Origin of the sequence: Pseudomonas sp. NPDC090208 (genome assembly GCF_044746785.1) — a bacterium.
Taxonomy (GTDB): Bacteria; Pseudomonadota; Gammaproteobacteria; order Pseudomonadales; family Pseudomonadaceae; genus Aquipseudomonas.
Genome location: NZ_JBIVCU010000010.1, coordinates 269,143 through 288,044, shown reverse-complemented (window position 1 = coordinate 288,044; position 18,902 = coordinate 269,143). Strand labels below are relative to the sequence as shown.

Sequence of the window (18,902 nt, the reverse complement as noted above, 5' to 3'; positions counted from 1 at the left end):
TCCGTGGGCCCGCCGCGAATGGGCCATCCATGGCCCACGCGGCTCTCGCGGCATCCATGCCGCTCGGCCCACTGCGCATCGCCTGCGTTCGGCCTGCTGGGACGGGACCCCAAGATCAAGATCAAAAGCTCTGTGTCCGGCTTGCCAGCGGTTGCGATTTCACGGACGCCACCGCCGGCAAGCCGGACTGCTACGGGCCGGTGTGTGCCATCTGCCTTTGATTCTGGCCGAAGGCCGTGGGAGGGATCCGAGTTTGCGAGGGTCGCGAAGGCGGTATGTCAGGCAAACTGCTGTCGTCCGTAGGTAACCTCAGCCCCGTCCGATACCCTCCGCCCCCATGTCAACTACGCTGCTGCCTACCATCTTTGTAGGATCCTGCGACATCTTCGCGGTTGGTGATGACACACCCCGACACGTATGATTTCTGACATTTTTTTGCAGATTAGAAGCCTATGTCCCTGATAGTTCTACTGCTTCTGCCGTTCATTGGCAGCTGTCTGGCGGCGTTGTTGCCGCACAATGCGCGTAACGCCGAATCCATTCTGGCCGGTCTGATTGCCCTGACCGGTGCGGTTCAGGTTGCTCTCTGGTATCCGCAGATCGCTCACGGCGGGGTGATTCGCGAGGAGTTTTTCTGGCTGCCGAGCCTGGGCCTGAATTTCTCGCTGCGGCTGGATGGCTTCGCCTGGCTGTTCTCCATGCTGGTACTGGGCATCGGCACGCTGGTGTCGCTGTATGCGCGCTATTACATGTCGCCGGACGATCCGGTGCCGCGGTTTTTCTCGTTTTTTCTCGCGTTCATGGGGGCGATGCTGGGGCTGGTGATGTCCGGCAACTTGATCCAGATCGTGTTTTTCTGGGAGTTGACCAGCGTCTTCTCGTTCCTGTTGATCGGCTATTGGCACCACCGCGCCGATGCTCGACGGGGCGCTTACATGGCGTTGATGGTCACCGGCGCCGGGGGCCTGGCCTTGTTGGTGGGGGTGATGCTGCTCGGGCATGTGGTCGGCAGTTACGACCTGGATCGGGTGCTGGCTGCTGGCAATGTCATCCGTGCCCACGCGCTGTATCCGGTGCTGTTGACCCTGATCCTGCTCGGCGCACTGACCAAAAGCGCGCAATTTCCCTTCCATTTCTGGCTGCCCCACGCCATGGCCGCGCCGACGCCGGTGTCGGCGTATCTGCACTCGGCGACGATGGTCAAGGCCGGGGTATTTTTGCTGGCGCGCTTGTGGCCGGCGTTGTCCGGCAGTGAACAGTGGTTCTGGATCGTCAGCGGTGCCGGCGCCTGTACGTTGGTGATCGGCGCCTACGCGGCGATTTTCCAGACCGACCTCAAGGGCCTTCTGGCCTACTCGACCCTCAGCCATCTCGGCCTGATCACTCTGCTGCTGGGCCTGAACAGCCCGCTGGCGGCAGTCGCTGCGGTGTTTCATATCCTCAACCACGCCACCTTCAAAGCGTCGCTGTTCATGGCCGCCGGGATCATCGACCACGAAAGCGGCACCCGCGACATCCGCAAGCTCAGCGGGCTGGCGAAACTGATGCCGTTCACTGCGACCCTGGCAATGGTCGCCAGCGCCGCCATGGCCGGTGTGCCACTGCTCAACGGTTTCCTGTCCAAGGAAATGTTCTTCGCCGAAACCGTGTTCATCACCTCCACCGCCTGGGTCGAAGCGGCGTTGCCGGTGATCGCCACCGTGGCCGGGACGTTCAGCGTCGCCTACTCGCTGCGTTTTACCGTCGATGTGTTTTTCGGCCCGAAGGCTACCGACCTGCCGCACACGCCCCACGAACCGCCGCGCTGGATGCGTGTGCCGGTGGAATTGCTGGTGCTGGCGTGCCTGATCGTCGGCATCTTTCCGGCGCACTCGGTCGGGCCTTTGCTGGCTGCCGCCGCGCAGCCCGTAGTGGGTGGCACGTTGCCCGAATACAGCCTGGCCATCTGGCACGGTCTGAATGCGCCGATGGTCATGAGCCTGATCGCCATGGCCGCCGGTATCACCCTTTATCTGCTGCTGCGCGGGCCGTTTCGTCGTGAGCGTTTCGTCGGCCCGCCGTTGATGTGGCGCCTCAACGGCAAGCGTCTGTTCGAGCGCGTGCTGGTGATCAAGATGCTCTCGGCACGTCGCCTGGAACAACTGCTGACCACCCGCCGCCTGCAGGCGCAGCTGTTTCTGATGGTGTTCGTCGCCGTCGTCGCCGGTTTCGTGCCGATGTACGACGGCGGACTGACCTGGGGCGACCGGCCGAAGATTCCGGGTTCCGGGGTGTTCGTCATGCTCTGGCTGATCGCGATTGCCTGTGCCCTCGGCGCGGCGTGGCAGGCCAAGTATCACCGCCTAGCGGCCGTGACCATGGTCGGCGTCTGTGGCCTGATGACCTGCGTGACCTTCGTCTGGTTCTCGGCGCCGGACCTGGCACTGACCCAACTGGTGGTGGAAGTGGTCACCACGGTGCTGATTCTGCTCGGCCTGCGCTGGCTGCCACGGCGTAACGAAAACGTCGCCCCGCCAATCCGCTCGCGCAATCGCGCCCGGGTTCGCCGGGTGCGCGACTTCATTCTGTCGGTGGCGGTGGGTGGCGGCATGGCGCTGCTCTCCTACGCCATGCTGACCCGACCAACGCCCAACACGATCTCGGAGTTTTACCTGAGCCGCGCGTTGAGCGAGGGCGGCGGCACCAACGCGGTCAACGTCATGCTGGTGGACTTCCGCGGCTTCGACACCTTCGGCGAAATCACCGTGCTGGCGGTGGTGGCGTTGACCGTGTTCGCCCTGTTGCGACGCTTCCGCCCGCCGAAGGAAAGCATCCTGTTGCCTGCGCAGCAGCGTCTGCTGGCGCGGGACGTGGTGACCGATCTGGTCAACCCGCGCCATGCCACCGACACCGCACTGGGCTTCATGATGGTGCCGGCGGTGCTGGTGCGCTGGTTGCTGCCGGTGGCCTTCGTGGTGTCGATGTACCTGTTCATGCGCGGCCACAACCAGCCGGGGGGCGGCTTTGTCGCCGGGCTGGTGATGTCGGTGGCGTTCATCCTGCAATACATGGTCGCCGGCACGCAGTGGGTCGAGGCGCACATGAGCCTGCGACCGCTGCGCTGGATGGGCACCGGTCTGTTCTTCGCCCTGGCGACGGGCATGGGTTCGATGGCCCTGGGTTATCCGTTCATGACCACCCACACCGCGCATCTGCACCTGCCGCTGCTGGGCGACGTACACATTGCCAGTGCGCTGTTCTTCGACATCGGCGTGTACGCCGTGGTGGTCGGTTCGACCCTGCTGATCCTCACCGCGCTGGCTCACCAGTCGGTGCGCGCCCATCGGCCGACCTCGCTGCCACAGCCCGTCGAGCCAGCCGCCCCCACCTCTTCACAAGGAGCCCTGTGATGGAAGAAGTCATCGCGATTGCCATCGGCGTGCTCGCCGCCTCCGGTGTGTGGCTGATCCTGCGCCCCCGGACATTTCAGGTGGTCATGGGCCTGTGCCTGCTGTCCTACGGCGTCAACCTGTTCATTTTCAGCATGGGCAGCCTGTTCATCGGCAAGGAGCCGATCATCAAGGACGGCGTGCCGCAAGACCTGCTCAATTACACCGACCCGCTGCCCCAGGCGCTGGTGCTGACGGCCATCGTCATCAGCTTCGCCATGACCGCGCTGTTTCTGGTGGTGCTGCTCGCGTCCCGTGGCCTGACCGGCAACGACCATGTCGACGGCCGGGAGGGCAGTGAATGAGTGTGATGAATCAGTTGATCGTCGCGCCGATCCTGCTGCCGGTACTGACCGCCGCGCTGATGCTGTGGCTGGGGGAAAGACACCGTCCGCTGAAAGCGCGGATCAACCTGCTGTCCACCGCGCTGGGCCTGGGCATCGCCGTCACCCTGATGATGTGGGTGCAGAAAACCGGCACCACCGGCGCCATCGGCGTGTACCTGCCGGGCAACTGGGAATCACCGTTCGGCATCGTGCTGGTGGTCGATCACCTGTCGGCGCTGATGATGGTGCTGACCGGCATCGTCGCCTTCTGTGCCTTGCTGTTCGCCCTGGCCCGCTGGGACCGCGCCGGGGCCAGTTTTCATGCGCTGTTCCAGATTCAATTGATGGGCCTGTACGGCGCTTTTCTCACCGCCGACCTGTTCAACCTGTTCGTGTTCTTTGAAGTGCTGCTGGCCGCTTCCTATGGCCTGATGCTGCACGGATCGGGACGCGCGCGGGTGTCGGCGGGCCTGCACTACATCACCATCAACCTGCTGGCTTCGTCGCTGTTTCTGATCGGCGCAGCGCTGATCTACGGCGTCACCGGCACGCTGAACCTGGCCGATCTGGCGGTGAAAATTCCACAGGTCGCGCAGGCAGATCTGGGCCTGCTGCATGCCGGCGCGGCGATTCTGGCAGTGGCATTTCTGGCCAAGGCCGGCATGTGGCCGCTGAACTTCTGGCTGGTGCCGGCCTACTCGGCAGCCAGTGCGCCGGTGGCCGCACTCTTCGCCCTCATGACCAAGGTCGGCGCCTATACCCTGCTGCGCCTGTGGACGCTGCTGTTCTCCGGGCAGGCTGGCGCCTCGGCGTTCTTCGGCGGTGACTGGCTGATCTGGGGCGGCATGGCGACACTGGCGGTGGCGGCGATTTCCGTGGTCGCCGCTCAGCGTCTGGAGCGCATGGCCAGCCTGAGCATCCTGGCGTCGGCGGGCATCCTGCTGGCGGCCATCGGTTTTGCTCAGCCGAGCCTGACCGCCGGCGCGCTGTTCTATCTGGTCAGCTCGACCCTGGCCCTGAGCGCGCTGTTCCTGCTGGCCGAACTGGTCGAACGCTCGCGCTCGGCCAACGACCTGGCTCTGGAAGACGACGCCGACCAGTTGCCCAAGGCGCTGGAGTCGTTGCACCCGGTGCCGGGCACCAACCTCGACGACGAACAGAAAGCCGTGGTCGGCCAGGTGATCCCCTGGACCATGGCCTTTCTCGGCCTGAGCTTCATTGTCTGCGCGCTGCTGATCATCGGCATGCCGCCGCTGTCGGGCTTTCTCGGCAAGCTGACGTTGATCAGCGCCCTGCTCAACCCGCTGGGGCTGGACGTCGCCAAGGACGAAGCGATTCGTGGCGACAGCTGGACGCTGGTGGCGCTGTTGATCATCTCCGGGCTGGCGTCGCTGTTCGCCTTCGTGCGCGTTGGCATGAAGCGTTTCTGGACGCCTCAGGAGCGGCCGTCGCCCGCCCTGCGCCTCAACGAATGCATCCCCATCGTCCTGCTGCTGGGCGCCTGCATCGTGCTGACCTTCCAGGCCCAGGCGCTGCTGCGCTACACCCAGGACACCGCCCAGGCGCTGCATGACCCGCAGCAGTACGTGCTGTCGGTCACCGCTGCGCGTCCGGTGCCGGGGCCAGACACCGCCGCCGTGGAGGTGCAGCCATGAAGCGTCTGTTTCCCGCGCCACTGTTGTCGCTGGCCCTGTGGGGGTTGTGGTTGTTGCTGAACCTGTCGCTGAGCGCGGGCAATCTGCTGTTCGGCGCCCTGCTGGCGTTCCTCGCCCCGCTGATGTTCGCGCCGCTGCGCCCGCAACCCGCACGGCTGGGCAAGCCTTTAGTGGCGATCAAGCTGTTTTTCCGGGTCGGTCACGACGTGCTGATTTCCAACCTGCAAGTGGCCTGGGGCGTGTTGCGTGCCGGCCAGCGACCGCCGCGTTCGGCCTTCGTCAAGGTGCCGCTGGACCTGCGCGATGCCCACGGCCTGGCCGCCCTGTCGATGGTCTGCACCGTGGTGCCCGGCACCGTCTGGTCGGAGCTGGCGCTGGATCGCAGCGTGTTGTTGATGCATGTCTTCGATCTGGATGACGAAGCGCGTTTCATCGAGCACTTCAAGACCACCTACGAACGCCCGTTGATGGAGATCTTCCAATGAGCGAGCTGCTCGCCAACACGATTCTGTTCAGTCTGTTCGTCTTTGCCATCGCCATGGTCCTGACCCTGATCCGCCTGTTCAAAGGCCCCTCGGCGCAGGACCGCGTGCTGGCGCTGGATTACCTGTACGTCCTGGCGATGTTGATGATGCTGGTTCTGGGCATCCGTTATGCCAGTGACACCTACTTCGAGGCGGCGCTGTTGATTGCCCTGTTCGGCTTCGTCGGGTCGTTCGCCCTGGCCAAATTCCTCCTGCGTGGCGAGGTGATCGAATGAATGCCCTGCCGATGTGGGTCGAGGCGCTGGTCGCCCTGCTGTTGCTGCTCGCCAGCCTGTTCGCGCTGATCGGAGCGCTGGGGCTGCTGCGCATGAAGGACTTTTTCCAGCGCATGCACCCGCCGGCGCTGGCCTCGACCCTCGGCGCCTGGTGCGTGGCGCTGGCGTCGATCCTTTACTTCTCTGCGCTGAAAGAAGCCGTGGTCCTGCACGCGTGGCTGATTCCGATCCTGCTGGCCGTGACCGTACCGGTCACCACCCTGCTGCTGGCGCGCACCGGTCTGTTTCGCAAGCGCATGGCCGGCGATGCCGACGTGCCGCCAGAGGTGAGCGAAGGGTCGCGGGAGGGGCATTGATTTCGGAATCGACAGCAGCGGCTGCACGCTGCTTTTGATTCTGGCCGCAGGCCGTGGGAGCCGGCTTGCTGGCGAATGCGGTGGATCAGTCAACGCTGCAGCGTCTGGCCTGACGGGTTCGCCAGCAAGCCGGCTCCTACAGATTGGTTGGCGGGCCTGACCCACTTGCGCCACTTTGTCGCACCCCGTCCATCGTAAAACTTCTGTTACATTCCCCGGCCATGAAAATGGCCCGTTCAGACCGACACCTGATTGCATGGATGCTCTATTGCTGCGTCCTGTTCAACGTGTTCGCCTGCAGCATCGGTCATGGTCAGATGGTCGGCATGCAGCTCAACGGTATCGGCGGCGAAGTCTGTTCCACCGATGGCCGCGCCTTGAAGACCGTCGATGCCTTCAAGCCCGGCGAGCAAAAGCTGCCGACGCTGTCCGCCGCCTTCGGTTGCCCGCTGTGCTCGACCGGCGGCATGGGGCCGGCGCTGAATTCCAGCCTGACCCTGGCCATCCTCCCCGAGCAACACAGCCCGCCGCCTGCGGTGGTGGCCTCCCTCGACATCCCTCCGGCCTTCCATTGGCCTGCGGCCCATCCACGCGCGCCGCCCTTCGCCTGATCTGACTCCAGCACTCAATCGACCCGTTTTCCGGATGCCGTGAACGCCGCGATTTCCCGTGGATATCGTTTTGGCGACACCGACGAAAAGTCAGACATCAATCTCTGTGGGAGGGAGCCCTGCTCGCGAAGGCGTCAAGTCAGACGCCACAGTATCGACTGGCACGACGCTTTCGCGAGCAGGGCTCCCTCCCACATTGGGACTGGTATTGGCTGATCAGTTCGGCGTCTCCAGAAGCGCCGTTACAGGCGCGCGCTGCACACACCGAAAAACCGGGTTCCGCTCGACCTCATTTCAGGTTTTCACCATGAAACGTATCCCCCTGCTCGCCGGTCTGATCGGCGGCCTGTCTCCGCTCGTCCACGCACAATCGGCCATCGACCTGGCCCCCGTCACCATCAACGACGAACAGAGCGCCGCCCCCACCGGGCTGAACCTCGAACAACAGGCCGCCAGTGCCACCCGCCTCGGCCTGAGCCTGCGCGAAACACCCGCTTCGGTTGCCGTGGCCAGTCGCGCCGACATCGAACGTCACGGCGCGGAAAACTTTCAGGACGCGGCCAACTTCCTGCCCGGCGTCAACGCCAGTGCGCCGCCGGGCTTTGGCGGGTTCATTTCCTATCGCGGTTTCACCAGCAGCCAGGTGACGCAGATGTTCAACGGCATCAACGTCGCCACCGGTCTGGCGCGGCCGGTGAACAGTTGGATCTATGACCGGGTCGAGTTGCTGGGCGGCCCGTCGTCATTGATGAACGGTGCGGGCTCGGTCGGCGGCTCGCTGAATTACGTGACCAAACTCGCCAGCCGCGACGAAGAGCACGCCGAAGGCCGGGTCAGCTACGCCAGCTTCGACACCACGCAGACTGCCTTCGGCGTCAACCACGCACTCAGCGACCCGACCGCCGAGGTGCAGCATTACGCCCGGCTGGACATCAGCCACAGCACCAGCAACGGCTACATCGACCGTCAGGAAAACGATGCGTGGAACGTGGCGTTTTCCCTGCTCAGCGATATCACGCCGAACCTGTCCCACACCCTGGCGCTGGAATACCAGGACGAACACGAGGACAGCCCGTACTGGGGCACGCCGGTGCTCAACCCCAAGGCCGGCGAATTGAAGATCGACAGGCACAACCGCTTTCGCAACTACAACGTCGACGACGGCCTGTACGAACAGCGCACGCGCTGGGTGCGCTCGATCATCGATTACCGCCTCGACGACGCCACCACCCTGCGCAACACGCTGTATCACCTGGACAGCCAGCGCGATTACCGCAACCTGGAAACCTACCAGTACAACGCCGACAACAGCGCGATCAACCGCTCGACCGCCTACCTGGTGCGGCACGAAGGTACTCAGGGCGGTGATCAGTTCGAACTGCGTCATGAAGGCACATGGCTGGGCCTGCCGACCACCTGGGCCGGCGGTTTCGAATACAAGATCAACAGCACCACCAACAATCCATGGAACGTGACGGCGCCCAACAGTGTCGATCCGGATCATTTCGATCCTGGCCATTTCTACGATCTGCCGGGCACCCGCCAGGGCTTCGTCAAGGACAAGACCAACGAAGTGACCACCCGAGCGGTTTTCGTGGAAAACCGTCTGGCCCTCACGCCACAGTTGTCGCTGGTAACCGGGCTGCGCTACGACGATATCGACCTGGACGTGACCAACCACCGCGAGATCACTGCCAGCAACCCGCGTCACCTGCGCCGCGACTGGCAGCCTGTCACCGGGCGTGCCGGGTTGACCTGGCAATTCCTGCCCCAGGCCAACGTCTATGTGCAGTACAGCACCGCCGCCGAGCAGCCGAACGGCACGCAGAATTTCGACGTTTCCACCGGCAAACAGTGGGAAATCGGCAGCAAGTTCGATTATTTGCAAGGGCGCGGCTCGGCCACCGTGGCGGCCTACACCATCGAGCGCAAGGACTTCGCCGTCACCGACCCGCAGGACCCGACGTTGAGCATTCCGGTCGGTCAGCAGTCTTCCCACGGCATGGAGCTGGCCAGCTCGCTGCACCTCACGCCGAGACTGCTGCTGGAAGGCAATTTTGCCTGGGTCGATGCGCAATACGACGAGTTCAACGAAAAGAACGCCGCCGGGGTGGTTGTGTCACGCAAGGGCAATACGCCAACCAACGTGCCGGAGCGGGTCGGCAATCTGTGGCTGACCTACGATTTTTCTCCGGCCTGGCAGGGTGGCATCGATGCGCGCTACGTGGCGTCGGTCTACGCCGACAATGCCAATACTCAGACCGTACCGTCGTACACGCTGTACGGAAGTTTTCTGACCTTCAAGGTGGATAACCACACATCGATCACCGGGCGCGTGCGCAACCTGACCGACGAGGTCTACGCTCGCTTCGCCCACGTCTCACCGGCGTATTACCTGGGAGAACCGCGCACCTTCGAACTGGCCGTGCAGACGCGCTTCTGACGCGACACAGCCGTTCAGGGCCGGCGTATCACTCGCTGGCCTTGAACGCCAGTTCGCCCTTGCGCCATTTGGCGGCCTTGGCGGTCGCGGCCTTGAGCACCTTGCTCAGGCCCAGCTGGATCTGCTCATGGGCGGCAAACACCATGAACACGCTGTTGGATTCCTTGAAAACGATGCCGTGGCCTTCCGGCACATCGACGAAGGCATATTCGCCCAGACCGTAGACGGTCATCTTGATTTCGCGAAAACGGATTTCGAACTTGCCGCCTTCACGGCTCGGCAATACCGCCGCGCGGAAGTGATCGCCGACTTTCAGTTCCAGACGCGGTTTGTCATCGACCACCAGAGCGCTTTCGGTGTCGATTTCGGACATGTAAACGCCTTCGGGGGATTGCTCGATGACATAAACGAAACGTGCCTGGAACTGTTTCACCAACTTCGCGCGCAGATCCCCGAGCACGAATAACGCATGGGTATCCAGATTACTGACTGCCAATGTACCAACTCCCAACCTGATATGAGCTCGCCCGGCGTCGAGGCCAGGCAAGGAAAAAACGAGAAAACGGTGCGCCCCGGATGCCGGGCGCTGGCATGGGCAAGGATTCTACCGGCTGAGAGTCTATACGGGATATATACCTTTCGTCCGTTGAATCGCTGTTTTTTGTACACGAATCCAGGGCAGAAACGGTATGCAGTCCGCACCTGTGCCCGAAAAACACGCGCTGAATCGTTAACGCCGATATTTAGAACTCCCGGCCTTGCCAGACACTCACATGCAGCACAGAGTTGTAACTCCCCACGCCCATGCGGGCCACGCGCCCGAGGAGGAACAGATATGGAACTGCATACCCCGACACTGGTGACACTGTTTGAACAACTGGGTCTTGCTTCGGATCAGGCCAGTATCGATGCCTTCGTCGACAAACATGCGCTGCCGGAAAACGTGAAAGTGTCCGAAGCCGATTTCTGGACGCCGCAACAGGCGCGCTTCCTCAAGGAAGAACTGCGCGAAGACGCCGACTGGGCGCCGGTTGTGGATGAACTGAACGCATTGTTGCACCCGCACAGGTAAATCGGTGGGAGCGGGCGTACGACAAATATCCTGAACCCGCCATAACCGTGTAGGAGCCGGCTTGCTGGCGAACGCGGTGGATCAGTCAACCTTGTGGTGTCTGACCTGACGGGTTCGCCAGCAAGCCGGCTCCTACGAGTTCAGTCTCGGGCAAAAATTCTGACCCCACCACAAAACCTGTGGGAGTCGGCTTGCCGGCGAATGCGCTGGGTCAGTCAATCAATGTGTCTCAGACCGATTGCAATCGCGGGCAAGCGCGCTCCTACAGGGATAACGGCGGCGCCCCTTGCGTCTGGCCCATATTGAAAAACATCTCCCGCCCATTCCGGGCCGGGGCATGCACAAACAGCACCTCGGCCAGGGTTCCGCGGCGGAACAGAGTGCGATTCCAGTGCGACGAACAATGGATGTATCGCCGGTACAGCATCTGCATTTCAGCGTCGCTCAGCGGCTCGCCACGGCCACGGGCGAACGCCACCAGCTTGAGCGCGATGTCCTGCAGTTCGGCGGGCAGGCTCAACTCCGGGGTATCCGGCACTGGTTCGAACGGCACCCCTTCATCAAGGGCCAGCGCATGCATGACCCGCAGATAGACCCGTGACAGATGCCCGAACACCTGACGTTCGAGCACCACACTGGCTACCACGGTTTTCACCCCATGACTGCGTTGCCCCATGCGCTCCACGCACTCCACCGCAATCGAGGCGCTGGCATCGTCGGCGTCGAGCCAGTGCTGGCCGTCGACATCGGCGAGGTCGGCATGGGTCTGCAACCACACCTCGGTTTCATCGAACGGCGTACCCACGCTGACCAGACTGCGCCGCGGCCGGGTCAGCGCGACCTTTTCCCGGGCCTGAGGGTGATAACCACCGCCGATATCGGAGTGGCTACCCGGTAGCACGATTTCCTTTGGCCAACTCGGCGTCACACTGTTGAGGGCGAAATTGCGCCGGTGCTCGTCGGCCGCCACAAGATGCAGCACCTGTTGCGCACAACCGGGCGACAGGTACAGGTTGACCCGGGAATTCACACTGTCGCGCACATTGCCCAGATCGGCGATGCCGCCGATAGCGGCCACGGTATCGAACAGGCCGATGACCTTCAGCCGGACGCTGCCATTGCCCCAGGAAAAGTCCGCAGCCAGTGGCAACTTGCGCTGATCGAGTACCGCATCCATTGCGCCACGGCATTGTTTGAGTACTTCGTTGGCCAGATGGCGGGCCGATGCGGCGCCTCGGCTGAAGCCGAAAATGTCCAGTTCCAGAGCGGCAATCACGCACCCCGGATTGTCCTGTTCGAACCCCGCCAGCACCTCGGCGATCTTTTTTACCGCCCGCGACACCTTGGCCAGCACACCGGTCGCCCCTCGCCCCCAGCCCAGCCCCGACACCGAATCACGGCGACCGGACGTGGTACCGGCGCCGCTGACATAGACGGCGGCGTATACCTTGAACCCCTCGCCCCGATTGATCGCCTTGGGTTGTTGCCGATAAAGCGTTACCAATCGGGCGATATTGGTGAAGTCATTGCTGTAACTGCTGTTGGGGTCGCTGTGCCGACCGCCGCACTCCTTGATATGTGCATGGTTGTAAATCTCTGCCATGGCCTGACAATCGGCGCCAATCTGGCTGTTGACACGATTGTTTCCGGTTCCGTCGAAAAATATGCCGATCCGCACTGTAACGCCCAGCGCACCGGCCGCAGAGCCTGAGCTCCGGGTTGAACGGTGTAGTGCTGTCATTTGAAAAACCACCTGTGAACACAATTAACACCCGAACAGTTAAATATTCGGAAATATGTTTCACAGAATGATGTATTGACCCCAGCGTCAACAGGCAGAACGGAACTTCAGAAACTTCCCACCGATATTTAGGACACATAAACAACAAGTAGAAAACAGCCTTACAACAGCACAATGGTGCTGTACAGCCCGGACATCGTTGTCTGTCGGAAAGGGTAAAAAAACTGCGATCTGTCTGGCATTGCGCACAGCAGCGGGAAAACCGGGCGGGAAACCGATCGACTGCCCGGTGAGGGCAGTCGATCCAGAGAATCAGATCTGACGCTGGTGGCGATCGATCTGTTCGTGACGCTCCTGCGCTTCGATGCAGTAGCGGGTGGTCGGGCTGATCAGCAGGCGTTTAAGGCCGATAGGCTCGCCGCTGTCGTCGCACCAGCCGAAGGTGTCTTCGGCAATCCGGGTCAGGGCCATTTCCAGCTGCGGCAACATGCGCTGGTCACGGTCAATCACGTTCACCAGCCAGTGACGCTCTTCTTCCACGGAAGCGGCGTCGGCAGGATCGGCCGGGGTGTCCAGGCTTTCGATGGCAATTCGGCTCTGCTCGATGCGCTCGTGGATTTCCACCTTCATGTTTTGCAGCAGCTCAATGAAGAAAGCGTGCTGCTCGGCGTTCATGTAGTCATCGGCCGGCATCGCCAGCAACTTTTCCTTGGTCATTGATTTCTCTATAAAAAAACGTGCGTTAAGGCGAATCAAAGGAGCGCCTTGACGTCACCGTAAAAGCGCCATGCTCTCCAAGCGCCACCTGGCACTCAATTTACGAGGGGCGGCAGTCTAAGGCCGGGTTCCGTACTCGGCAACATAATTGAACAGAAATCGCCCAACAAGCCCCCAAAACCCCGTAAGCGTTGGCCGAAAACGTTGTCTTCCGCACCATTTGTGGGGGACCCCACCCTCGTCATCGCGGGCAAGCGTGCTCCTACAATCATGCGCGCACCTTTGTAGGAGTGAGCTTGCTCGCGATAGCGACAGATCAGGCAACACGTCATCACAACGCCTGAAGGGGTTGTCTGACCGGCCATCGTCCATTCGGTTCACGCCTGTGGCAAAAACAAAAAGGGCCAATGAAGGCCCTTTTCGATGAACGGCAAGTTTAACGTTTTAGCTTGCGCTTGTTACGGTACTGGTCGATGACCACTGCCACCACGATGATCAGGCCCTTGATGATGTCCTGCACGTAGGCATCGACGCCGACGAAGGTGAAACCGCTGGCCATCACGCCGAGGATCAGCGCGCCGATCACCGTACCGGTAATCCGCCCCACGCCGCCAGCCAGACTGGTACCGCCGATCACCGCAGCGGCAATCGCGTCCAACTCGTAGGACACACCCATGCCGGCCTGGCCGGTCGCGGCCCGTGCCGATGCCACCACGCCGGCCAGCCCCGCCAGCAGGCCGGCGATGCTGTAAACAATCACCAGGTGGCGCTTGACGTTGATCCCCGAGGTGCGCGCCGCCTGCATGTTGCCGCCGATGGCGTAGGTGTATTTGCCGTACTTGGTATAGCGCAGGGCGATGTGGAAGATCACCGCCACCACCAGAAAGATGATCACCGGCATGGCGCCCTGCCCGATGGCGGTATAGGAGTCGTTGAGCATGCTCACCGGCTGGCCTTCGGTGTAGAAGCGCGCCAGGCCCCGGGCCGACACCATCATGCCGAGGGTGGCAATGAACGGTGGAATACCGGTGATGGCGATGATGCTGCCGTTGATGGCCCCGGCCAGCAGACCGACCCCGAGCCCAGCCACGATGGGTATCCACACTGGCAAATCGGTCAGCGAAGGGAACACTGCGCGGGTGTAGTCAGAGGACTGCGCCAGACTCGCGGCGATCATCGCTGACAGCGCCAGCACCGAGCCGGACGACAGGTCAATGCCGGTGGTGATGATCACCTGGGTCACGCCGATGGCCAGCAGACCGATGATCGACACTTGCAGAATCATCAGCACCAGACGCTGGGAATTGAGCAGGAAGCTCTGATCGCGAACGATCCAGCCGAACACCTCGAAGATCAGACCGATACCGATCAACACCAGGAAGATGCTCAGTTCCGTGGGCATCCGGCGCTTGTGCCGGTTCGGGGCCAGAGCGGGTTTGTTTTCCAGTATCGCGTTCATTTTCATACCTGCCTCTTGTTCTTGTTGCGACCCGGCAACGGGTCGTCGGCCAGCCTGTCGTCAGTGCACGGCGTTTCCCGATGCCAGGTGCATCACCCGCTCCTGCGTCGCATCGGCGCGGTCGAGGGTGCCCATCAGTTCGCCTTCGTGCATGACCATGACCCGATCGCTCATGCCCAGCACTTCCGGCAGTTCCGAAGAAATCATGATCACCGCCATGCCTTCGCTGGCGAGCAGCGAAATCAGTCGGTAGATTTCCGCCTTGGCGCCCACGTCGATGCCACGGGTCGGCTCATCGAGGATCAGCACCCGCGGGTTGGTCATCAGCCAGCGCGCCAGCAGGGCTTTCTGTTGGTTGCCGCCGGACAGCGTGTCGATGCACTGCTCCAGCGACGGGGTCTTGACCCGCAGCTTCTTGCACATGTCTTCACAGAGCGCGCGCAGGGCCTTCTGGTGCACGAAACCCTTGCCGACGTAATGCGGCAGCACCGCCATTTCCATGTTTTCCAGCACTGACAGGCAGGGGAACAGGCCGGTCAGCTTGCGATCCTCGGTCAGCAGGGCGAAGCCCTTCTCGATGGCGAAGTGCGGATCAGTGACATTGATCGGCACGCCGTCCAGGCGAATCTCGCCCCGGCTGCACGGGGTGATGCCAAAAATGGTTTCCGCCACGTTGGTGCGCCCGGAGCCCATCAGCCCGGCGATGCCCAGCACTTCGCCAGCATGCAGGTCGAACGACACGCCGTCGAACACACCGTTCAGTGACAGGTCGCGGACCGACAGCAACAGCTCGCCTACCGGCTTTTCCCGCTCGGGGAACAACTGGGTCAGTTCGCGGCCGACCATCATCGAGATCAGCCCGTCGCCGTCCATGCTGTCGGCGCGTTGCAGGCCGATGTAGGCGCCGTCGCGAAACACCGCCACTTCGTCGGCGATGGCGAACACTTCGTTCATCTTGTGGGTGATGTAGATGATGCCTTTGCCCTGCGCCCGCAGGTCGGCAATGATCGAAAACAGGTGGGCCACTTCCTTTTCGGTAATGGCCGAGGTCGGCTCGTCCATGATCAGCACGTCGGAGTCGTAGGACACCGCCTTGGCGATCTCGACCATCTGCCGTTCGGCGATGCTCAGGTTGCCGACCTGCTCTTCAGGATCGAGGTTGATGCGCAGCCGCTCCAGCAACTCGGCGGTGCAGCGGTGCATGGCGCGGTGATCGACCATGTGCAGGCTGTTGAGCTGCTCGCGGCCGATCCAGATGTTCTCGGCGATGCTCATGTGCGGCATCAGGTTGAGTTCCTGGTGAATCATCGCGATGCCCGACTGCAAGGCCGCCAGCGGCGTCTCGAACACCACCGGTTTGCCGCGCAGGCGGATCTCGCCGCTGTCGGGCTGGTAGATGCCGGCGATGATTTTCATCAGGGTCGATTTGCCCGCGCCGTTTTCGCCCATCAGCGCCAGCACGCTGCCGGGACGCACGCGCAGTTCCACGTTATCCAGCGCCACCACACCGGGGAAGCCTTTGCTGATGTTGCTGATTTCCAGCAGGTAAGGATGCTCGGCAGCGCTGACCGCGAGCTCGGGGGTTGCGTCGGTTCTGCCGGCAGTCGAAGCAGTAGCTGAAGCGAACATGGTCACAGGCTCCTCAAGTGACAGCGGATGCAGAGGCCCGGCGGGCCGGGCTCTGCGTCCGGTCAGTTGTCGTGATGTGAACGTTATTTGAAGGTGCTGACGTTGTCGGGGGTGATCAGCTTGAACGGAATCACGATGGCCTGTTCAGGCAACGCTTCCTTCTTCGCCATCTTCACCGCTGCGTCGATGGAGCCTTCGCCCTGCCCCTTGGCGTCCTGGAACACCGAAACCGTCAGGTCGCCCTTTTTCACCGCGCTCAGGCCGTCCGGCGTACCGTCGACACCGGCCACCAGCACGTCACCCTGTTTCTTGCCGGCCTGTTTCAAGGCCATGGCGGCGCCGATGGCCATTTCGTCGTTGTTGGAAACCACCGCCGAGAAGTCACGACCCTGGGTCAACCAGTCGTTGGTGATGTCCATGCCCTTCTGCCGCCCCCAGGCACCGGTCTGCTCCTGGGCGATCTTGATGTCCGGGTATTTCTTCAGGACTTCCTTCACCCCTTCGGTGCGGTCGCGGGTGGAGTTGTTCGACAGCTCGCCCAGCAGGATCACGATGCTGCCCTTGCCGTCCATTTTCTTCGCCAGGTACTCCATCTGCAGCCGGCCGGCTTCCTTGTCGTCGGACGTCACCGAGGCGACACCGGCCGGCAGCTTCGGATCATCAGGACGACGGTTGACGTACACCAGCGGGATGCCGGCAGCCGTGGCGGCCTTGGTGATGCGCGCCGTGGCAGCGGTGTCGACCGGGTTGACGATCAGCGCGTCGACTTTCTTGCCGATCAGCTCCTGCACTTGATCGAGCTGCTTGTTCACATCGTTGCGGCCGTCGACGAATTGCAGATCGACGCCGCCCATGGCCTTGGCCTTGTTACCCATGTCTTCGCGCATGTAGGTCAGGTAGGTGTCGTCGAACTGCGACATGGCCACGCCGATTTTCAGATCGGCCGCCAGGGTGGCGCCGCTGCCGAGCATCAGGGCCAGTGCCAGAGAGGTAAAACGGAGCTTGGTGTTCATGAACGGTCTTTCTCCAAATTCTTTTGTTGTTGTAGTGAATTGGCTAACGACTGCGGGTGATCACTGGGTATTGCGGTGATTCGTCAGATGCGCGACCGAAGCCGACGACGGGCCGGCGGTCATCACCCCGTGGCTTTCCACGCACAGCACACGGGCGGCGGTGTGCAGCGAACGGTCAATGGCGGTCTCGAAAGCGGGGCGGATACGGGAAACGAAAAGAGGGGAACGTGATGCGGATCGGCAAGCCTGGACGGCATGTTTAAGGATGTTCATCGACGGTACCTGTCTACTGTTGGCGTTCTTGTTTTTGTGTCGCTCGCCGTGCCCGTTGTCTGAAGATTCCGACAGCGGACCGACGTCGATAGTCGGCAACCTGGAAATGACTCTATTGGAAAATAATTTCTACTTCAACAAATTTTAGAATTTATTTCTATTTTGTTTTTCTAGCGCATTTTGCACGCGATTCATGGATGCCACACGGCCCCTTGTGGGAGGGAGCCCTGCTCGCGAAGAGGCCGGATCAGACACCACTGCGTTGCCTGATCCTGCGCCTTCGCGAGCAGGGCTCCCTCCCACGGGGATCGGTTAAACCGTTACAGACTCACCACCCTGCCCTGCAACGCACTGACCCGCGCCGCATCGAGGATCTTCGCCGAGGCCACGGCATCCCGCGCGTCCACCGGGTTGCGGCCACGGTTCATCACCGCCTCCTGCAACTGCCGATAGAACTCGGTCCAGCAACCGCGCTCGGACGGCACCCGTTCGCGGTGCTCGCCCTGCTCGAACCAGCCCCAGCGTCGATGCTCCTCGACACCCCAGCGATCCCCCTCGGATTTTGGCGACAGGCCGGCCAGCGCCGCGTCCTCCTGACCGTCCAGCCCGTCAACGGTATAGCAGCCCTGGGCGCCATTGACCCGGAAGCGCGGCCCCTTGGCGTTTTGCAGACAATTGCCCCACAGGTGGGAAATCACGCCATTGGCGTGGGTTAACGAGACAAAAAAGCCGTGATCGACTTTTTGTGTCGGCGTGGCGAATTCCAGTTCCGCGTACACCCGCGTCACCGGGCCGAACAGCAACAGCGCCTGGTCCACCAGATGGCTGCCCAGATCGCGGAGGATGCCGCCGCCGCTTTCCTTGCCCACCGACGACGGCGAGTAGCGCTCGACCCGCGATTCGAAACGGCTGACCTCGCCCAACACACCCTGATCGATCAGTTTGCGTACGGTGAGGAAATCCGAGTCCCAGCGACGGTTCTGATAAACCCCGAGCAATACGCCACGGCGTTCTGCGGCATCGACCAGTTCCTGGGCTTGTTGTGCATCGGGGGCGAAGGGCTTGTCGCTGACCACCGGCACGCCCAGCTCGATGGCTTGCAGAATCAGTTCGCGGCGAGAGGCCAACGGCGTGGAGATCACCACGGCATCGACGCCAGCGGTGACCAGATCGGCGAGGCTGTCGAAGGCCGGCACCTTGGGATGATCGTTGCGCAGTTCCGCGCGACGCTCGGGGGAGCGTGTCACCACCCCGGCAAAGGTGGCGCCGGCCATGCTGGCGATCAGCGGCGCATGGAAATAACGCCCGCCCTTGCCGTAGCCGATGAGTCCGATTTTCATATCAACCCCTCTATCCACTTTTCTGGATGAATGCTTGCAACTGTGGGAGCCGGCTTGCTGGCGAAAGCGGTGTTTAATT

The 18,902-nt window shown here is 62.1% G+C and carries 17 protein-coding genes; 9 read left to right on the top strand and 8 right to left on the bottom strand.

The features are described from left to right. Window positions 1-452: 452 nt before the first annotated feature. From ACIPL0_RS18545 to ACIPL0_RS18510, 8 genes are all read left to right on the top strand, one after another. Entirely contained in the window at window positions 453-3,389 is a 2,937-nt protein-coding gene (locus ACIPL0_RS18545; protein WP_400601834.1) for a monovalent cation/H+ antiporter subunit A, read from the top strand. After that, window positions 3,389-3,733: a Na+/H+ antiporter subunit C gene (locus tag ACIPL0_RS18540; RefSeq protein ID WP_108237088.1), complete on the top strand. Its 345-nt coding sequence runs from the start codon at window positions 3,389-3,391 to the stop codon at window positions 3,731-3,733. The genes ACIPL0_RS18545 and ACIPL0_RS18540 overlap by 1 nt, the downstream gene beginning before the upstream one ends. Further along, window positions 3,730-5,409: a monovalent cation/H+ antiporter subunit D gene (locus ACIPL0_RS18535; protein WP_400601836.1), complete on the top strand. Its 1,680-nt coding sequence runs from the start codon at window positions 3,730-3,732 to the stop codon at window positions 5,407-5,409. The genes ACIPL0_RS18540 and ACIPL0_RS18535 overlap by 4 nt, the downstream gene beginning before the upstream one ends. Continuing rightward, the gene (locus tag ACIPL0_RS18530; protein ID WP_400601838.1) at window positions 5,406-5,894 is read left to right on the top strand and encodes a Na+/H+ antiporter subunit E; all 489 of its coding nucleotides are present in this window, start codon (window positions 5,406-5,408) and stop codon (window positions 5,892-5,894) included. The genes ACIPL0_RS18535 and ACIPL0_RS18530 overlap by 4 nt, the downstream gene beginning before the upstream one ends. Further along, window positions 5,891-6,169, top strand: coding sequence for a K+/H+ antiporter subunit F (locus ACIPL0_RS18525; RefSeq protein ID WP_400601840.1), 279 nt, complete (start codon window positions 5,891-5,893; stop codon window positions 6,167-6,169). Before ACIPL0_RS18530 ends, ACIPL0_RS18525 begins: the two co-directional genes overlap by 4 nt. Next, a complete protein-coding gene (locus tag ACIPL0_RS18520; RefSeq protein ID WP_400601842.1) occupies window positions 6,166-6,525 on the top strand; it encodes a Na+/H+ antiporter subunit G in 360 nt (119 codons plus the stop codon). The genes ACIPL0_RS18525 and ACIPL0_RS18520 overlap by 4 nt, the downstream gene beginning before the upstream one ends. Before the next feature lie 221 nt (window positions 6,526-6,746). After that, entirely contained in the window at window positions 6,747-7,136 is a 390-nt protein-coding gene (locus ACIPL0_RS18515; protein ID WP_400601844.1) for a DUF2946 domain-containing protein, read from the top strand. Between the two features lie 307 nt (window positions 7,137-7,443). Beyond that, window positions 7,444-9,579, top strand: a complete 2,136-nt coding sequence (locus ACIPL0_RS18510; protein ID WP_400601846.1) for a TonB-dependent receptor — start codon at window positions 7,444-7,446, stop codon at window positions 9,577-9,579. Window positions 9,580-9,607: 28 nt separating this feature from the next. Here ACIPL0_RS18510 and ACIPL0_RS18505 read toward each other — a convergent pair whose 3' ends face one another. After that, the gene (locus ACIPL0_RS18505; RefSeq protein WP_400601848.1) at window positions 9,608-10,075 is read right to left on the bottom strand and encodes a hypothetical protein; all 468 of its coding nucleotides are present in this window, start codon (window positions 10,073-10,075) and stop codon (window positions 9,608-9,610) included. Between the two features lie 339 nt (window positions 10,076-10,414). On the opposite strand from ACIPL0_RS18505, the gene ACIPL0_RS18500 reads away from it, so the two are divergent. After that, window positions 10,415-10,651, top strand: a complete 237-nt coding sequence (locus ACIPL0_RS18500; protein WP_400601850.1) for a DUF2789 domain-containing protein — start codon at window positions 10,415-10,417, stop codon at window positions 10,649-10,651. Window positions 10,652-10,913: 262 nt separating this feature from the next. Here ACIPL0_RS18500 and ACIPL0_RS18495 read toward each other — a convergent pair whose 3' ends face one another. From ACIPL0_RS18495 to ACIPL0_RS18465, 7 genes are all read right to left on the bottom strand, one after another. Then, window positions 10,914-12,392, bottom strand: a complete 1,479-nt coding sequence (locus ACIPL0_RS18495) for a T6SS phospholipase effector Tle1-like catalytic domain-containing protein (protein WP_400601852.1) — start codon at window positions 12,390-12,392, stop codon at window positions 10,914-10,916. 312 nt (window positions 12,393-12,704) lie between these two features. Then, entirely contained in the window at window positions 12,705-13,109 is a 405-nt protein-coding gene (locus ACIPL0_RS18490) for a TraR/DksA family transcriptional regulator (RefSeq protein WP_400601854.1), read from the bottom strand. A 436-nt stretch (window positions 13,110-13,545) separates the two neighbouring features. Continuing rightward, window positions 13,546-14,568 (bottom strand): ABC transporter permease, encoded by a 1,023-nt coding sequence (locus ACIPL0_RS18485; protein ID WP_400601856.1) that lies wholly within the window; start codon window positions 14,566-14,568, stop codon window positions 13,546-13,548. 60 nt (window positions 14,569-14,628) lie between these two features. Then, a complete protein-coding gene (locus ACIPL0_RS18480; protein ID WP_400601858.1) occupies window positions 14,629-16,197 on the bottom strand; it encodes a sugar ABC transporter ATP-binding protein in 1,569 nt (522 codons plus the stop codon). Between the two features lie 83 nt (window positions 16,198-16,280). Further along, entirely contained in the window at window positions 16,281-17,210 is a 930-nt protein-coding gene (locus ACIPL0_RS18475; RefSeq protein WP_400601860.1) for a sugar ABC transporter substrate-binding protein, read from the bottom strand. A 60-nt stretch (window positions 17,211-17,270) separates the two neighbouring features. After that, window positions 17,271-17,483, bottom strand: coding sequence for a hypothetical protein (locus ACIPL0_RS18470; protein WP_400601862.1), 213 nt, complete (start codon window positions 17,481-17,483; stop codon window positions 17,271-17,273). A 320-nt stretch (window positions 17,484-17,803) separates the two neighbouring features. After that, the gene (locus ACIPL0_RS18465) at window positions 17,804-18,823 is read right to left on the bottom strand and encodes a Gfo/Idh/MocA family oxidoreductase (protein WP_400601864.1); all 1,020 of its coding nucleotides are present in this window, start codon (window positions 18,821-18,823) and stop codon (window positions 17,804-17,806) included. Window positions 18,824-18,902: the final 79 nt, after the last annotated feature.

What these genes read in the sequence shown, in the direction of transcription:
- ACIPL0_RS18480 (WP_400601858.1), bottom strand. Translation starts at nt 16,197, where the DNA reads ATGTTCGCTTCAGCTACTGCTTCGACTGCCGGCAGAACCGACGCAACC.
- ACIPL0_RS18465 (WP_400601864.1), bottom strand. Translation starts at nt 18,823, where the DNA reads ATGAAAATCGGACTCATCGGCTACGGCAAGGGCGGGCGTTATTTCCAT.
- ACIPL0_RS18495 (WP_400601852.1), bottom strand. Translation starts at nt 12,392, where the DNA reads ATGACAGCACTACACCGTTCAACCCGGAGCTCAGGCTCTGCGGCCGGT.
- ACIPL0_RS18470 (WP_400601862.1), bottom strand. Translation starts at nt 17,483, where the DNA reads ATGAACATCCTTAAACATGCCGTCCAGGCTTGCCGATCCGCATCACGT.
- ACIPL0_RS18490 (WP_400601854.1), bottom strand. Translation starts at nt 13,109, where the DNA reads ATGACCAAGGAAAAGTTGCTGGCGATGCCGGCCGATGACTACATGAAC.
- ACIPL0_RS18545 (WP_400601834.1), top strand. Translation starts at nt 453, where the DNA reads ATGTCCCTGATAGTTCTACTGCTTCTGCCGTTCATTGGCAGCTGTCTG.
- ACIPL0_RS18515 (WP_400601844.1), top strand. Translation starts at nt 6,747, where the DNA reads ATGAAAATGGCCCGTTCAGACCGACACCTGATTGCATGGATGCTCTAT.
- ACIPL0_RS18510 (WP_400601846.1), top strand. Translation starts at nt 7,444, where the DNA reads ATGAAACGTATCCCCCTGCTCGCCGGTCTGATCGGCGGCCTGTCTCCG.
- ACIPL0_RS18535 (WP_400601836.1), top strand. Translation starts at nt 3,730, where the DNA reads ATGAGTGTGATGAATCAGTTGATCGTCGCGCCGATCCTGCTGCCGGTA.
- ACIPL0_RS18540 (WP_108237088.1), top strand. Translation starts at nt 3,389, where the DNA reads ATGGAAGAAGTCATCGCGATTGCCATCGGCGTGCTCGCCGCCTCCGGT.
- ACIPL0_RS18485 (WP_400601856.1), bottom strand. Translation starts at nt 14,568, where the DNA reads ATGAACGCGATACTGGAAAACAAACCCGCTCTGGCCCCGAACCGGCAC.
- ACIPL0_RS18525 (WP_400601840.1), top strand. Translation starts at nt 5,891, where the DNA reads ATGAGCGAGCTGCTCGCCAACACGATTCTGTTCAGTCTGTTCGTCTTT.
- ACIPL0_RS18520 (WP_400601842.1), top strand. Translation starts at nt 6,166, where the DNA reads ATGAATGCCCTGCCGATGTGGGTCGAGGCGCTGGTCGCCCTGCTGTTG.
- ACIPL0_RS18500 (WP_400601850.1), top strand. Translation starts at nt 10,415, where the DNA reads ATGGAACTGCATACCCCGACACTGGTGACACTGTTTGAACAACTGGGT.
- ACIPL0_RS18530 (WP_400601838.1), top strand. Translation starts at nt 5,406, where the DNA reads ATGAAGCGTCTGTTTCCCGCGCCACTGTTGTCGCTGGCCCTGTGGGGG.
- ACIPL0_RS18475 (WP_400601860.1), bottom strand. Translation starts at nt 17,210, where the DNA reads ATGAACACCAAGCTCCGTTTTACCTCTCTGGCACTGGCCCTGATGCTC.